Here is a 14,051-nt window from a genome sequence, read left to right as displayed (position 1 = left end):
GCCGTTAAAACCGTGCAACATAACACGATACCCCGTTCCGGTATCTTCTTACGCCTGACGGCAGTGCCGGCCGCCAGGAGAGACAGGGCGTTTCACAGGGACCTCCCGCGTGAATCCGATTAAAAAGTACGTGGAGAACATACATGACAGTTAATACGCCAATGGTGGTGACATTCCTGGTCTACATTCTGGGAATGGTGGTCATCGGCTTGCTGGCATACCGCCGCACCAATAACTTTGATGATTACATTCTGGGCGGCCGCAGCCTGGGCAGTGTCGTGACCGCACTCTCTGCCGGTGCGTCTGACATGAGCGGCTGGTTGCTGATGGGCCTGCCGGGCGCCATCTTTCTCTCCGGCATCTCTGAAAGCTGGATTGCCATTGGCCTGACACTGGGCGCTTACCTCAACTGGAAACTGGTGGCCGGGCGGCTGCGGGTGCATACCGAAGCCAACAACAATGCCCTGACGCTGCCGGACTACTTCACCAGCCGCTTTGAGGACAAAAGCAAGCTGCTGCGTATCATCTCCGCGATCGTTATCCTGGTGTTCTTCACCATTTACTGTGCCTCCGGCATTGTGGCCGGTGCCCGCCTGTTCGAAAGCACCTTCGGCATGAGCTATGGCACGGCCCTGTGGGCCGGTGCCGCAGCGACCATCGTCTACACCTTCATCGGTGGCTTCCTGGCCGTAAGCTGGACAGACACCGTGCAAGCCTCCCTGATGATCTTTGCGCTGATCCTGACGCCGGTCATCGTGATCATGGCGGTCGGCGGCATTGATACCTCAATGCTGGTGATTGAAGCCAAAAACCCGGCCTATGTGGACATGTTCAAAGGCCTGAACCTGGTGGCGATCCTCTCCCTGCTGGGCTGGGGCTTAGGCTACTTCGGCCAGCCGCATATCCTGGCGCGTTTCATGGCCGCGGACTCCCACCACACCATCCGTAATGCCCGCCGCATCAGCATGACCTGGATGATCCTCTGCCTGGCCGGCACCATCGCCGTGGGCTTCTTCGGCATCGCCTACTTCACCAACAACCCGACGCTTGCCGGCAATGTGTCGGAGAACGGCGAGCGCGTCTTTATTGAGCTGGCAAAAATCCTGTTCAACCCGTGGATCGCCGGTATCCTGCTTTCTGCCATTCTGGCAGCGGTCATGAGTACCCTGAGCTGCCAGCTGCTGGTCTGCTCCAGCGCCATTACCGAAGACCTCTATAAAGCCTTCCTGCGCAAAGGCGCAAGCCAGCGTGAACTGGTCTGGGTCGGGCGCCTGATGGTGCTGGTGGTGGCACTGATCGCCATTGCGCTGGCGGCTAACCCGGAAAACCGTGTGCTGGGGCTGGTCAGCTATGCCTGGGCCGGTTTTGGTGCCGCCTTTGGCCCGGTGATCCTGATCTCCGTGATGTGGTCCCGCATGACCCGTAACGGTGCGCTGGCCGGGATGCTGGTCGGGGCCATTACGGTGATTGTCTGGAAACAGTATGCCTGGCTGAACCTGTATGAAATCATCCCCGGCTTCCTGTTTGCCGCTATCGCCATCGTGGTGGTGAGCCTGATGGGCCGCCAGCCGTCTGCGGTAGTGACGGAGCGCTTCCGCCTCGCGGAAGAGGAGTTCAATACCCGTTAAGGGATGGGCCGGGCAATGCCTGCGCCGGTCATCTCCGGCAGCGGCTGGCCCGGTTTCCTCTGCCTGCACCGGCTGCTGAAGGCGCAGTCAGGCGGTGCGCGGCAGGGCAGCCAGCTTGCGTGCCCAGTGTTGGGCGCAGGCGCGCTGCTCTTCGGCGCGCAGTTGTAACGCCAGGTTCAGGGCAGCCAGCTGGCGCGCGTTCTCGGCCATTTCCGGCGGCAGGCGTTGCTGGTCAGCCAGCCAGGCGGCAACGTCCGCCCAGCGCCAGAGCGGGGACGTTCCTTTTACGCGTTGCACCGGGGACGGAAAGTTACCGGTGCCGCGTTTTCCCTCTTTCAACAGGGCAATCGCCTGCCGTGTCATCCCGGTCAGTTCTGCAATATCACTCAGCCCCACCAGATCGGCATCCGCCGCCACCACGCGGGCCTGTAACGGTGCGGCTTCACAGTCACGCACGGCGCTCAGCAGCGCGCTGCTGAAATCCTTGGCTTCGCGATCAAACTCCAGGTACACCGTCTGGTTATAGGCGCATACCAGGGCATCGTCACACCCTTGCTCAAATAAGTGCTGCTCCAGGTTGGGCGTGGCGGAGGTAACACCCGCCAGCGTCAGCGAGAAGTGGTAAACGGGCATTCATGCTCCTTAACAGGCGGTCTCCCGCCCGGTGGTAAAAGGCGGTTTCCCGCCTTGATTAACGATTTGCTGACGTGCCGTCTGCAGGCAGACAGCGTTCAACCTTGCGCCGGATCTGGCGCGCATGGCGCTCCGGAACCGCAGGAGTAGACCAGATGCTCATCATGTGTTCCTTATGATGTGGCGTGCCGCAATACAGCCTGCCAAAGGCATGACCCCTGCCTTCAAGGAATGTCCAGCCCTGTGATAACGCATAGTCAATGGCTGCCTGAATATGCTTATTAGGATGCGTTCTCATCGCCCTCCGGTTTGTGTGGATAAGATAAATTGCCTGTTGACGCTTGTCAACACACTTGCGCGGTGGCGTGTCTGTTCAGGGCGCCCCGGCCGCACCCCGCTGCCGCAGCAGAGGGGGCGCGGCTATTGTGCGCGCACCTGTTTCGGGAGTGAATGATTAAGGTATTGAAATTTAAAAGGTTAAGAAATACTTCCAAGAGATGATGTCAATATGTGGGGGGCTTGCAGAAACGGTGAGAACTGCTTTCCAAAGAGGCAGGCGGCCCTGTGCATTTTTATTCATAGCCGCCTCTTGCTTTTCTTTTTTTTGGAATGATAATCACTCTCGTTTCTATTTTACTTTTCTTTACAGAACGCACCGGCCGTGTCCGGCCATTTATCTGGGGTAGCAGGTATGTTCGTACCATTTCTGATTATGTTCCGCGAAGGGCTGGAAGCGGCGCTGATAGTGAGCCTGATTGCCGGTTACCTGAAACGTACCCGGCGCGGCCATTGGCTGGGTGCCGTGTGGGCCGGGGTGGTGGCTGCGGCGGCACTCTGCCTGGCGCTGGGTATCGTGATTAACGAAACCACCGGGGAATTCCCGCAGAAGCAACAGGAGCTGTTCGAAGGGCTGGTGGCCGTGGTGGCGGTCTGCATCCTGACTTACATGGTGTTCTGGATGCGTAAGGTGTCACGCTCCGTCAAAGTGCAGCTGGAGCAGGCTGTCGACCAGGCGCTGAACCGGCATCAGAGCGGGCAGGCATGGGCGCTGGTGGCGATGGTGTTCTTCGCCGTGGCGCGTGAGGGGCTGGAATCGGTGTTTTTCCTGCTGGCAGCGTTCCAGCAGGATGTCGGCATCGCGGCGCCTATCGGTGCGCTGCTGGGGCTGGGGTGCGCCATCGTGCTGGGCGGCCTGATTTATTGGGGCGGCGTCAGGCTGAATCTGGCGCGCTTTTTTATGTGGAGCAGCCTGTTCATCCTGCTGGTGGCCGCCGGCCTGGCAGCCGGGGCGATCCGGGCTTTCCATGAGGCCGGGCTGTGGAACAGTTTCCAGCGTGTGGCCTTTGATTTCAGCGCGGTGCTTTCCACGCACTCGCTGACCGGCACGTTGCTGGAAGGGGTGTTCGGCTATCAGGAAGCGCCGACCGTCAGCGAGGTCACGGTTTATTTCGCCTATCTGATCCCGGCGCTGATCCTGTTTTTCCTGCCTTCCCATCACGTCCCGGCGGCCCCGTCTGCCGGGCAAAAAAGCGTCCGTTAATTTTCTATTCTGGTCAGGGAGTATTCACCGTTATGCCTATGTTATCCCGTTTTATGCGCCGCCGTGCGCTGCACCTTACCCTGCTGGCAATCCCGGCCTGTTTCCTGGGCGCGGCCGCACAGGCGGACGAGGTGCGCCAGGTCAATGTCACGGTCAATGACACCCGGTGTGAGCCGATGCAGCTCACCGTGCCGGCGGGTAAAACCCGTTTTGTGGTGCGCAACGACAGCCAGAAAGGGCTGGAGTGGGAGATCCTGAAAGGGGTAATGGTGGTGGAGGAGCGCGAAAACATCGCGCCGGGCTTCACCCAAAAGATGACGGCGACCCTGGAGCCGGGCGAGTATGACATGACCTGCGGCCTGCTGAGCAACCCGAAAGGCAAACTTATCGTCACGGCTGCCGGGGCGCAGGCAGCGGCCAAACCAGACGCGCTGGCGCTGGTCGGGCCGATTGCGGAGTATAAAGTCTATGTGATGAGCGAGGTGAGCCAGCTGGTCATCCAGACCCAGGCCTTCACCGACGCCGTAAAACGCGGCGACCTGGCCGCCGCACGGGCGCTGTATGCCCCGGCACGCAGCCACTATGAGCGCATCGAGCCGATTGCCGAGCTGTTTTCTGACCTGGACGGCAGCATCGACGCGCGCGAAGACGATTTCGAGCAGAAAGCCGCCGACCCGGCCTTTACCGGTTTCCACCGTCTGGAGAAGATCCTGTTTGGCGACAACACCACCGAAGGCGGCGCACCCTTTGCCGATCGTCTGCTGAAAGATACCCTGGCGCTGCAATCACGCATCAACGATCTCACCTTCCCGCCAAATAAAGTCGTCGGCGGCGCGGCCGGGTTAATCGAGGAAGTGGCAGCCAGCAAAATCAGCGGCGAAGAAGATCGCTACAGCCGCACGGATTTGTGGGATTTCCAGGCCAACGTTGACGGCGCACAGAAAATTGTGACCCTGCTGCGGCCGCTGTTGCAGAAAACCGACCCAGCCCGGCTGGCGCAGATTGACGGCAACTTCAGCAAGGTGGACGGCCTGCTGGCGAAATACCGCACCACCCAGGGCTTTGAATCCTATGACAAACTCACCACCGCTGACCGTAACGCCATGAAGGGGCCGATCACCGCGCTGGCGGAAGATCTCGCCACGCTGCGTGGTGTGCTGGGGCTGGACTAAGATCGTGAGCAAACCGACTTCTTCCGGCGGCTGCCCGTTCGGTGCACAGGGCGCGGCATCACTCTCCCGCCGCCGTTTGCTGCTGGGCATGGGCGCAGCGGGCGGGGCGCTGGCGCTGGGCCGTACAGCGCAGGCTGATGCCGTACCGGCCCAAAAGCCGGTGTCGGCACCCGGTACCCTGTCACCGGATGACCGCTGGACGCGCCAGCCATTCCACGGCCCGCACCAGGCCGGTATCCTGACGCCGCAACAGGCGTCAATGATGCTGGTGGCGTTCGACGTGCTGGCCGCCGATAAGGCGGGGCTACGGCGGTTGTTTGCGCTGCTGACGGCGCGCATCGCATTCCTGACCCAGGGCGGGGAGGCCCCCGCGGTGGACCCGCGGTTGCCGCCGCTGGATTCCGGCGTGATGGGCGCGCAGATCTACCCGGACAACCTGACAATCACCGTGTCGCTCGGCAATGCGCTGTTTGATGAACGTTTCGGGCTGGCGGCGCAGAAGCCGCTGCGCCTGCAACGCATGACGCGCTTCCCGAATGACTCGCTGGACGCGGCCCAGTGCCACGGCGATCTGCTGTTGCAGATTTGCGCCAACAATAATGACACGGTGATCCACGCGTTGCGTGACATCATCAAGCACACGCCGGATCTGCTCAGCGTGCGCTGGCGGCGCGAAGGGTTTATCTCGTCCCATGCGGCACGCAGCCGCGGCAAAGAGACGCCGATCAACCTGCTGGGCTTTAAGGACGGCACCGCCAACCCGGACACCCAAAACAGCACGCTGATGGATCAGGCTGTCTGGGTGACGGCTGACCAGGGGGAGCCGGCCTGGGCGGTGGGCGGCAGCTACCAGGCGGTGCGTATTATCCGTTTCCATGTGGAGTTCTGGGATCGCACCCCGTTGCAGGAGCAGCAGACCATTTTCGGCCGCGAGAAACTGAGCGGTGCGCCGCTCGGGATGCAGCATGAACAGGATGTGCCGGATTACGCGGCTGACCCGGAAGGCAAGGTGATCCCGCTGGATGCGCATATCCGGCTGGCGAACCCGCGCACCCCGGAGACGGCCGCCAACCTGATGTTGCGCCGCGGTTACAGCTATTCACAGGGGGTCTCCAATTCCGGCCAGCTGGAGATGGGCCTGCTGTTTGTCTGTTACCAGCATGACCTGGAAAAGGGCTTCCTGACGGTGCAAAAGCGCCTGAATGGGGAGGCGCTTGAAGAATACATCCGCCCGGTTGGCGGGGGGTACTTCTTTGCGTTGCCCGGTGTGGCACCGGGGCAGATGCTGGCGCAGGCGCTGCTGGAGGCCTGATCCTGCCTGCTGTGCTTCTTATCTATCCATAAGCAAAGCAGGCCCCTTTGGGTGGCCTGCTTTATGCATTCTTCTTATCGGCAGCGTGGCGGGTAAATCCTGCGCCGACGCAGCCGGCTGATTCGAAAGGTCAAAAAAGCACCACTTAATCGGCCTTATCATAAATATTTACACAACTGTAACACTAATGAATAAAGAGTCATTATACTCAGAGTAACTGCCGGCCCGATTGCGGCAGTGAACCGAAACCGGTGTACGGCAGCGATGCCGACATTCACTGCGAGGAGCGCTGATGCGAGAGTCCATGATTGGGCTGTTAGGTAACCGTTCAGGCATTCACTCTTTCACTCGTCGTCACGAGGGCAGCCCCCTCGCCACCGCAATTTTCGGCACCCTTCATCTCCTATCAACCCGTTTAACCCCTTTGTCATATCAGTGCATGAAAACGTTGTCTGCCGGGGATCTCCGTCAGGGCAACCTCTCTTCATGGTGCAATGCCACGCCTTCAGGGCCTTCATGCCCGGCAGGCGGACGTCGGACGCACCATTTCATTGACCAATGCGGTCTTAAAGGGGACCAACCTCATCTGTATGTGAAACCTGTTATCTGAGTCGTCGTCTGCGGTACTACCGGCCGCGACGCTAGGTGAAACAAACTGTAAGGTGCCACTATGGGAAGACAGAAAGCAGTGATTAAAGCGCGTCGTGAAGCAAAACGCGTTATCCGCCGTGATGCACGCAGCCACCGGCAGCGTGAGGAAGAATCGGTGACCTCCCTGGTCCAGATGGGCGGGGTGGAATCCATCGGCATGGCGCGAGACAGCCGCGACACCTCTGCTATAGAAGCCCGCTCGGAAGCGCAGGGACAGTACTTATCCGCCATTGAGACCAAGCAATTGATCTTCGCCACCGGCGAGGCGGGCTGTGGGAAAACCTTTATCAGCGCGGCCAAGGCCGCCGAAGCACTGATTCATAAAGAAGTCGATCGGATCATCGTCACCCGCCCGGTATTGCAGGCCGACGAAGATCTCGGTTTCCTGCCCGGTGATATCTCAGAGAAATTCGCCCCTTATTTCCGGCCGGTGTATGACATCCTGCTGCGCCGCCTCGGCTCGTCGTTTATGCAGTATTGCCTGCGGCCGGAGATTGGCAAGGTGGAGATCGCCCCGTTTGCCTACATGCGCGGGCGCACCTTTGAGAATGCGGTGGTGATTCTGGATGAAGCGCAGAACGTCACCGCCAGCCAGATGAAGATGTTCCTGACGCGTCTGGGTGAAAACGTCACCGTGATTGTCAACGGCGACGTGACCCAGTGTGACTTGCCCCGCGGTGTGAAATCGGGGCTGAGTGATGCGCTGGAGCGCTTCGAAGAGGATGAGATGATTGGGATTATCCGCTTCACCAAAGAGGACTGCGTCCGCTCGGCACTCTGCCAGCGCACGCTGAACGCCTACTATTGACCCCTGTCGGCCGGGCCGCCCGGCCGTAACCTGAACAGATCCTGCAAAAGGCCGCATCCTGCGGCCTTTTTTGCGTCACTGCATAATGATCATCAGGTAGGCGAAGAACAGCGCCAGGTGGGCGGTGCCGTTCAGCACATTGGTGCGGCCGGTGGAAAACGAGATCTGGCAGAGCATCAGCACCGCCAGCATCACCACGATGTGCGGCGGCTCCAGCCCGAAAATCAGTTGCTGGCCGGTGAGGGTGGCGATAATCGTCACCGCCGGCACCGTCAGGGAGATGGTCGCCAGCACCGAACCGAAGAAGAGGTTCATCGCCCGCTGTACCTGGTTATTGAGCACCGCCCGCAGCGCGCCCAACCCTTCCGGCGAGAGGATCAGCAGCGCCACCAGGAAGCCGGTAAACTGTGCCGGGGCATCCAAAATATCCAGCAGGCTCTCCAGCGGCGTGGCGTTGAACTTGGTGACGGCAATCACCGCCACCAGGTGCACCACCAGCCACATGCCGTGCCACAGGCTGCTGTGGGCAGAGGGTTTGCCGTGGTGTGGGTCATCGCCCTCATCCTCATGCTCATACACAAACAGGCTCTGGTGGGTTTTGGTCTGGATCAACAGGAACACGCCATACATCGCCGCCGAAATTGCGGCCACCAGCAGCGCCTGCGGGGTAGAGAAGTTGCCGCCGGGCAGGGCCGCGGGCAGCACCAGCACAATCACCGCCAGCGGGAAAATCGCCATCAGGTACTGTTTGATGCCGGCGAGGTTAACGTACTGGGTGGCAAATTTACGGCCGCCCAGCAACAGTGACACCCCCACCAGCCCGCTGGAGACGATCATCAGGATGGAAAACAGCGTATCGCGCATCAGTGCCGGGGCGGCATCACCGGTGGCCATCAGGGCGGAGATCAAACTCACTTCCAGGATCACCACCGAGAGGCTGAGGATCAGCGAGCCGTAAGGTTCACCCAGCCGGTGCGCCAGCACGTCCGCATGGCGTACCACGCTGAAGGCGCTGGCCAGGATGCCGACCAGTGCCAGCAGGTTAATGCCCGCCAGCGCGGGCAGGCTGGAGACGTTGCCCCACAACGTCAGCACGGCCAGGGCGAGGATCGGTAACAACAGGGAATATTCACTGTGGCGGGTTTTGGCCCGAACCGGGGCAGCAGGCGAAGTCATGGTTCTGAGGCTCCTTATTCAGCGTGGCATAAAGGCAGAAAGGCGCACCAGGTCAACACCCCCCGGTGGCGCTAAGTATAGTCGCGGCAGGCAAAAACGCAGGCACCGTAACAAATTAGCGGGCGCGGCGGGCGAAATTTACGTACTTTTACCGCCCTGGGGAGGTTTACCACCTCTGACTGACCCAAAGCTAAACAAACATTAAATAAAAGCGAAATAACCGCCTTCTATTGTAAAGTAGGGTTGAGGTAATCCTTTTATAAATCAATCTGTAAAAAAGATGAGGCTGCTTTTGGTGAGGAAGTGAGGGCGGTTGTTTTCAGTGTGCTGAAAGGCGCGTAAACTGCGGCGGCAAAGGGCAGGGGGCGCCTGATGTTCTACACTTACAGAAAACCGCGGCCCTGAACGGGGCCGCCATGTGCTGACCGTGACTTCAGGAGGAAAACATGCCGTATAAATCCCGCACTGACCTGCCAGACAACGTACGCAATGTGCTGCCGCCCCACGCGCAGGATATCTATAAAGAAGCGTTCAACAGCGCCTGGGACGAGTATAAAGACAAAGAAGATCGCCGCGGTGATGATAGCCGCGAAGAGACGGCGCACAAAGTAGCGTGGTCAGCCGTGAAACATGATTACCAGAAAGGCGATGATGACCACTGGCACCCGAAGAAAAAGCATTAATTGCTCTGCTGTTCCCGCCGTTGCTGAACAGGGCCACCGTTAAGGTGGCCCTGCTGCATTTCCCGGCTGACTTAGACTTTCTCCGCCTATGCTTATGCACTGGGAGCGGTTCCAGCGCGGTTTCAGGCTAAAAATTCACAGAATGACACGCAAATTGTCATGGAATGGCATTTTGTGATCCGGCGCAATCTTGATCACCTGAGAAGAAACGAATAAGGTTTATCCTAATCGGGCCGATGTTATAAACAGAATGAGCAGGTTAGGGTGAGGCACCACGTTGCTTTCCCTTTCCGGCCTGATAAATGCATCAGGTTATATAATGCAAGACGTTCCAGAGCGGGTCAGTTTCAACAGGAGGGCAGCCACAGGTGTTAACGCGAGATTTTCTGCTTAAGGCAGATTGCAAAACCGCTTTCGGAACCATAGAGGAGACCTTGCTGCTCTCCCCGGAACAGCGCCGGGCCTCGCTGCAATGTACGCTCTCCCGCCGTCCGGACAACAGCCCGGTCTGGATTTTCGGTTATGGTTCGCTGATGTGGAACCCGATTTTTGACGCGGAAGAGGTGCGCCCGGCGACGTTGCACGGCTGGCACCGTGCGTTCTGCCTGCGGCTGACGGCCGGTCGCGGCACGGCGGCGCAGCCGGGGCGGATGCTGGCGCTGAAAGAGGGCGGCAGCACCACCGGCCTGGCGTTCCGCCTGCCGGAAGAAAAGCTCGAAGAGGAGCTGGAGCTGTTGTGGAAGCGCGAGATGATCACCGGTTGCTACGTGCCGACCTGGTGTGAGCTGACCTTATGTGACGGCAGCACCGTGACGGCGCTGGTGTTTGTGATGGACGCCGCGCACCCGCTGTTTGAAGCTGATACGCGGTATCAGGTGATCGCCCCGCTTATCGCCCGCGCCCGCGGCCCGCTCGGTACCAATGCCCAGTATCTGTTCGCGCTGGAGCAGGAGTTACAGAAGCACAACATGCAGGATGAGTGTCTGCGGGGGCTGGTGGAGCATGTTCGTCGCCTGCAGCAAGAGGCGGCGAATAACGAGGAGTCGCCGCTGGCGGCAGCAATGCCTTATAGGAAGTAGGGGGCGTTCGCCCGGCACCCACGGTAGGGCTTTTAATCGGTGTAGTGGCATGTTTCGGTTGTTTATGTCTCGTTGTCTACCTGAGCTCCCAAGCCTCAACCGAGCAGGGCCTGCCGGCGCGCCGGCCCTGCACCCGCGCGCTTTTGGTGCCCCGGCTGAATCATTGCACGCTCCCGCGTGTCCCCTCGCTCCGCCTCCGGGCTTCCGGGCTGCCGCTAATGACAGTCCCTGTCATGGGCGGCTCTCGCGGGGGAGATTCGCCCCATCCTTGGGGCTCACCCCTTCGGGGCCAACGCTGCGCGTTGTTCAAATTGGCTCCCGGCCAATTTGTCCTGCCCGCTCACCCGGCCCTGCGGCTCCACTCGGCAATGATTTTTACGCCCCCACCCCTTTGCAAACCCGTAAGTATGTAAGGAAATAGTAGGGGAGGTTTTTGGGCATGATGTGTGCTTTTTCTGCTTTGCATTTTCATGTGGCTGCAATTTTTATATCTGCACCAAAAACTAAAACATGTCTTATCTACTCTTTCCTTACATAGCCAAGAATTTGCAGAGGAGGTGGGGGCATTAAATTATTGCCGACGAGGACGCAGGGCCGGGTGAGCACACAGGGATGTGTGCGAGAGGTACAGCCACGCTGGGAGCGTGTCTGTACCGGCCCGATAAGCCCGGAGGACGCTGGAGGGGAGCCGCGGGAGCGGCCAATAATTCTGCCGGGGCACCCAAAGCGCGCGGGTGCAGGGCCGGCGCGCCGGCAGGCCCTGCTCGGTTGAGGCTCAGTGAGCCGGGTAGATAAAGACACATGAGCAACCGAAACATGCCACTTCATCTATGTTTAGGCTCTGCAAGAGCTCGGCAGACAAAGACACATGAGCAACCGAAACATGCCACAGCATATAAACAACCGAAACAACCCATCTTCCTAAAAAAGAAAGCCCCCCGGTGTGCAATACCGGTCACCCCCCAGGTGCCACCACCCATGTCCCCGCCCGGTCAATCTTCAGCGCCTGAAGCCCGCGCCGCTGCCCGTTCTCCCGGATCTCAAGCTGGTATTCACCCGCTGCCAGGCTGAGCATCGCAAACCCGCTGGTGCTGATCTTCACCGTCTGCGGCTGGCCGTCCAGCAAGACCTGCTCGCCGGGGTTCAGGCGGAAATAGACCTGCGCCAGCGGCGCGCCCGGCACCGGCGTGGCGGCGTCTGCCGCGGCACCGGCATCCGGGTCGGCCACCGCGGCCGGGGCGTTCTCCGGCGTATTGTTGGCGACGGTATGCGTGCTCTCGCGATCGCCGGGGCCGGTCGAGAGCCACACCACCACGCCGAGCACCGCCACTACCGCCACGGCGGCCAGGGCCAGCACCGGGCGGCTGATGCGCGTCTGCCCGGCGGCCACCGCATCCGCCACCGGCGCACCGGCCGCCGGGTTGGCGGCAACCAGCACCGCCGCCGGGGCGGCCATCGGTGAGCTGATAATCTCGCTGACATCCGACACCGGCAACTGCAACTCCGCCGCCAGCTGCTCAATCGACTGCGGGCGATCCTCCGGTTTCAGCGCCAGCGCGTGATCCACCACCTGCAACAGCCCCAGGGAGTAGCCGGCCGGGCGGCGCTGCACCAGCGGCACATAACTGTCTTCAATGCTGCGCACCACGCTGACCGGCGGCGGCGCACCGGTGATCAGCGTATGCAGCACCGCACTCAGCGCGTAAATGTCCGTCCACGGCCCCTGTTCGCCGTCGCTGTTCTCCATATACTGCTCGATCGGCGCGAACCCCGGCTTCAGCATAATCTCGGTCTCATCCGAAAGATTGCCGATCTCCTTGCGCGCAGAGCCGAAGTCGAGCAGCACCGGCAACTGGTTCTCCTGAATCTGGATATTGTCCAGCGAGATATCGCGGTGCAGATACCCTTCCTGGTGGATGGTATGGATCGCGCTGAACAACGGCGGCAGCAGGTTACGGATCCACGCCTCGTCAATCAGCGCCGGCTGCGACAGCTTCAGGTTTTTCAGCGTATTGCCGGTGTAAAACTGGGTGCCCATATAGGCGGTGCCGTTCTCCTCCCAGAAACGCAGCACGTGCAGCAGGCCGGGGTGGGAGAAACGCGCCAGCAGCCGCGCCTCCTGGATAAAACTGTGCAACCCGGCCTGGAACGTTTTGGTGAAACGGTCACTGCGCACCCCCACGCTTAAGTCTTCATTGCGCTGGGCCAGTTTGGTCGGCATGTATTCTTTGATAGCAATGGTGCGCTCAAGCTGGTGATCGTAGGCACGGTAAACAATGCCGAAGCCCCCTTCGCCAATCACCTCCAGGATCTCAAATTCCCGGAAACGGTAACCTACCGGCAGGCTGTTAGAGGGAGGATGACGCTGTTCAATTCCCGACATAGTGGCTTCTCTGTTAATTGACCGTGCGGTAAGCCGCGGCGGCCGGGTCAGTCTCGGGGCTGACCTTTTCCACCAGCAGGAAGGTCAGGGCGGTGCTGGCGGCCGGCAGCAGCGGCAGGTACGCCGCCTGTGCCTGTTCAATCGCCTGTTTCAGGGTGGCGGCGTTGTCCGCCTCATCCCGGCCAATCTGTAAAATCACCCGGCCGTCAAAGTGCCAGGCGTGCAGTGAGCGGTCAAACGGCAGCAGCAGGAAGCTGTCCGGCGCTTTGTCGTGGTTGCTCAGCAGCATCTGCCGCTCATCGGCGCTGATCACCGCCAGCGCGGCGCTGGTCGGGTTGAGGTTGGCCAGCGGGAACCCGCGGTAGAAGGTCAGGGCGGTCGGCGCAGCGCTGGCTGACGGCGTCACGCTGACGTCACTGCGGTCGGTCATCCAGCCGTCCGGCGTGCAGGTCACGCTGTCACCGCTCGGCACAAACAGCGCGCTGCTGTCACGCGTGGCGTCCCAGTAGGTGCGGAAGTGGCAGCCGTTCGGCAGGGAGAACGTGGTGGGCTTGTTGCCGCCCGCCTGTTCCGGCGCCAGCGGCACGGCCGGGCCGTCTGCGGTGGCGGCCGGCGCGGCCGCTTCAGCCGGCGGCAGCACCGTCGGCTGCCAGCGGGTGCTTTTCAGCGCCTCGCCCTGCGCCAGTGTCGCCCCGGCCTTGTCGGTCAGGGTAAACGGCAGGCGGGTGGTGGTGTCACACTGCTTCTGAATCAGGTTACCGACGCGCGGCAGGAAGGTGTCCAGCACCGCCGGGTCTTTCTCCCCACCGGCCACAATACGCAGCGGTAGGGTTTCACGGCACCAGTCTTCCGGCTGGCTGCTTTTGACGTCATCAATATAAATTTCAAGTTTCAGGCTGGGCGAATAAGCCAGGCGGTAATCCTGCGCCTGCGCGGCGGGCACGGCCAACAACGCAAGGAGTCCGGACATCCATATTTTCATAGCG

Annotated in this window: 12 protein-coding genes; 7 read left to right on the top strand and 5 right to left on the bottom strand. The window is 60.6% G+C overall.

Translation table 11 applies throughout. From position 1 onward, the window contains the following. The first annotated feature begins 143 nt into the window (after positions 1-143). Positions 144-1,628 carry a sodium/proline symporter PutP gene (gene putP / locus JK232_RS00715; protein WP_072928545.1) on the top strand — a complete coding sequence of 495 codons (1,485 nt, stop codon included), beginning with the start codon at positions 144-146 and terminating at the stop codon, positions 1,626-1,628. An 87-nt stretch (positions 1,629-1,715) separates the two neighbouring features. On the opposite strand, the gene JK232_RS00710 is transcribed toward putP, so the two are convergent. Together JK232_RS00710 and JK232_RS22780 are read right to left on the bottom strand one after the other, a co-directional pair. After that, positions 1,716-2,261 (bottom strand): helix-turn-helix transcriptional regulator, encoded by a 546-nt coding sequence (locus tag JK232_RS00710; protein WP_212588651.1) that lies wholly within the window; start codon positions 2,259-2,261, stop codon positions 1,716-1,718. A 58-nt stretch (positions 2,262-2,319) separates the two neighbouring features. Beyond that, the gene (locus JK232_RS22780) at positions 2,320-2,559 is read right to left on the bottom strand and encodes a hypothetical protein (RefSeq protein ID WP_072928547.1); all 240 of its coding nucleotides are present in this window, start codon (positions 2,557-2,559) and stop codon (positions 2,320-2,322) included. Between the two features lie 393 nt (positions 2,560-2,952). On the opposite strand from JK232_RS22780, the gene efeU reads away from it, so the two are divergent. The 4 genes from efeU (at position 2,953) to phoH (ending at position 7,744) form a co-directional block, all read left to right on the top strand. Continuing rightward, positions 2,953-3,801 carry an iron uptake transporter permease EfeU gene (efeU, locus tag JK232_RS00705; protein WP_212588650.1) on the top strand — a complete coding sequence of 283 codons (849 nt, stop codon included), beginning with the start codon at positions 2,953-2,955 and terminating at the stop codon, positions 3,799-3,801. Between the two features lie 38 nt (positions 3,802-3,839). Next, positions 3,840-4,973, top strand: a complete 1,134-nt coding sequence (gene efeO, locus JK232_RS00700) for an iron uptake system protein EfeO (protein WP_212588794.1) — start codon at positions 3,840-3,842, stop codon at positions 4,971-4,973. A gap of 4 nt (positions 4,974-4,977) precedes the next feature. Beyond that, complete coding sequence (gene efeB, locus JK232_RS00695; RefSeq protein WP_277622385.1) at positions 4,978-6,285, top strand: iron uptake transporter deferrochelatase/peroxidase subunit; 1,308 nt, start codon at positions 4,978-4,980, stop codon at positions 6,283-6,285. Positions 6,286-6,955: 670 nt separating this feature from the next. Beyond that, on the top strand, positions 6,956-7,744 hold the full coding sequence (gene phoH, locus JK232_RS00690; RefSeq protein ID WP_072928550.1) for a phosphate starvation-inducible protein PhoH: 789 nt from the start codon (positions 6,956-6,958) through the stop codon (positions 7,742-7,744). A gap of 75 nt (positions 7,745-7,819) precedes the next feature. Here the strand turns inward: phoH and chaA are convergent, their stop codons facing one another. Then, a complete protein-coding gene (gene chaA, locus JK232_RS00685) occupies positions 7,820-8,920 on the bottom strand; it encodes a sodium-potassium/proton antiporter ChaA (RefSeq protein ID WP_072928551.1) in 1,101 nt (366 codons plus the stop codon). 446 nt (positions 8,921-9,366) lie between these two features. Between chaA and chaB the strand changes: the two genes are divergently transcribed. Beyond that, positions 9,367-9,603, top strand: a complete 237-nt coding sequence (chaB, locus tag JK232_RS00680) for a putative cation transport regulator ChaB (RefSeq protein WP_072928552.1) — start codon at positions 9,367-9,369, stop codon at positions 9,601-9,603. A 368-nt stretch (positions 9,604-9,971) separates the two neighbouring features. Next, positions 9,972-10,682 (top strand): gamma-glutamylcyclotransferase, encoded by a 711-nt coding sequence (locus tag JK232_RS00675; protein ID WP_101828892.1) that lies wholly within the window; start codon positions 9,972-9,974, stop codon positions 10,680-10,682. Between the two features lie 955 nt (positions 10,683-11,637). Here JK232_RS00675 and JK232_RS00670 read toward each other — a convergent pair. Continuing rightward, entirely contained in the window at positions 11,638-13,065 is a 1,428-nt protein-coding gene (locus tag JK232_RS00670) for a serine/threonine protein kinase (protein WP_212588649.1), read from the bottom strand. 13 nt (positions 13,066-13,078) lie between these two features. Next, on the bottom strand, positions 13,079-14,035 hold the full coding sequence (locus JK232_RS00665) for a type VI secretion system-associated protein (protein ID WP_246538161.1): 957 nt from the start codon (positions 14,033-14,035) through the stop codon (positions 13,079-13,081). Between the last annotated feature and the right edge of the window lie 16 nt (positions 14,036-14,051).

The sequence above is a fragment of the Nissabacter archeti genome (genome assembly GCF_018257325.1).
GTDB classification, from domain to species: domain Bacteria; phylum Pseudomonadota; class Gammaproteobacteria; order Enterobacterales; family Enterobacteriaceae; genus Chimaeribacter; species Chimaeribacter arupi.
The sequence above is the reverse complement of the archived record's forward strand: the minus strand, read 5'-3'. Positions and strand labels throughout refer to the sequence as shown.

Excerpts from the sequence above, each read along its gene's own strand:
- phoH (WP_072928550.1), top strand. The coding sequence starts at position 6,956 with ATGGGAAGACAGAAAGCAGTGATTAAAGCGCGTCGTGAAGCAAAACGC.
- JK232_RS22780 (WP_072928547.1), bottom strand. The coding sequence starts at position 2,559 with ATGAGAACGCATCCTAATAAGCATATTCAGGCAGCCATTGACTATGCG.
- chaA (WP_072928551.1), bottom strand. The coding sequence starts at position 8,920 with ATGACTTCGCCTGCTGCCCCGGTTCGGGCCAAAACCCGCCACAGTGAA.
- efeO (WP_212588794.1), top strand. The coding sequence starts at position 3,840 with ATGTTATCCCGTTTTATGCGCCGCCGTGCGCTGCACCTTACCCTGCTG.
- JK232_RS00670 (WP_212588649.1), bottom strand. The coding sequence starts at position 13,065 with ATGTCGGGAATTGAACAGCGTCATCCTCCCTCTAACAGCCTGCCGGTA.
- efeU (WP_212588650.1), top strand. The coding sequence starts at position 2,953 with ATGTTCGTACCATTTCTGATTATGTTCCGCGAAGGGCTGGAAGCGGCG.
- JK232_RS00710 (WP_212588651.1), bottom strand. The coding sequence starts at position 2,261 with ATGCCCGTTTACCACTTCTCGCTGACGCTGGCGGGTGTTACCTCCGCC.
- chaB (WP_072928552.1), top strand. The coding sequence starts at position 9,367 with ATGCCGTATAAATCCCGCACTGACCTGCCAGACAACGTACGCAATGTG.
- putP (WP_072928545.1), top strand. The coding sequence starts at position 144 with ATGACAGTTAATACGCCAATGGTGGTGACATTCCTGGTCTACATTCTG.
- JK232_RS00665 (WP_246538161.1), bottom strand. The coding sequence starts at position 14,035 with ATGTCCGGACTCCTTGCGTTGTTGGCCGTGCCCGCCGCGCAGGCGCAG.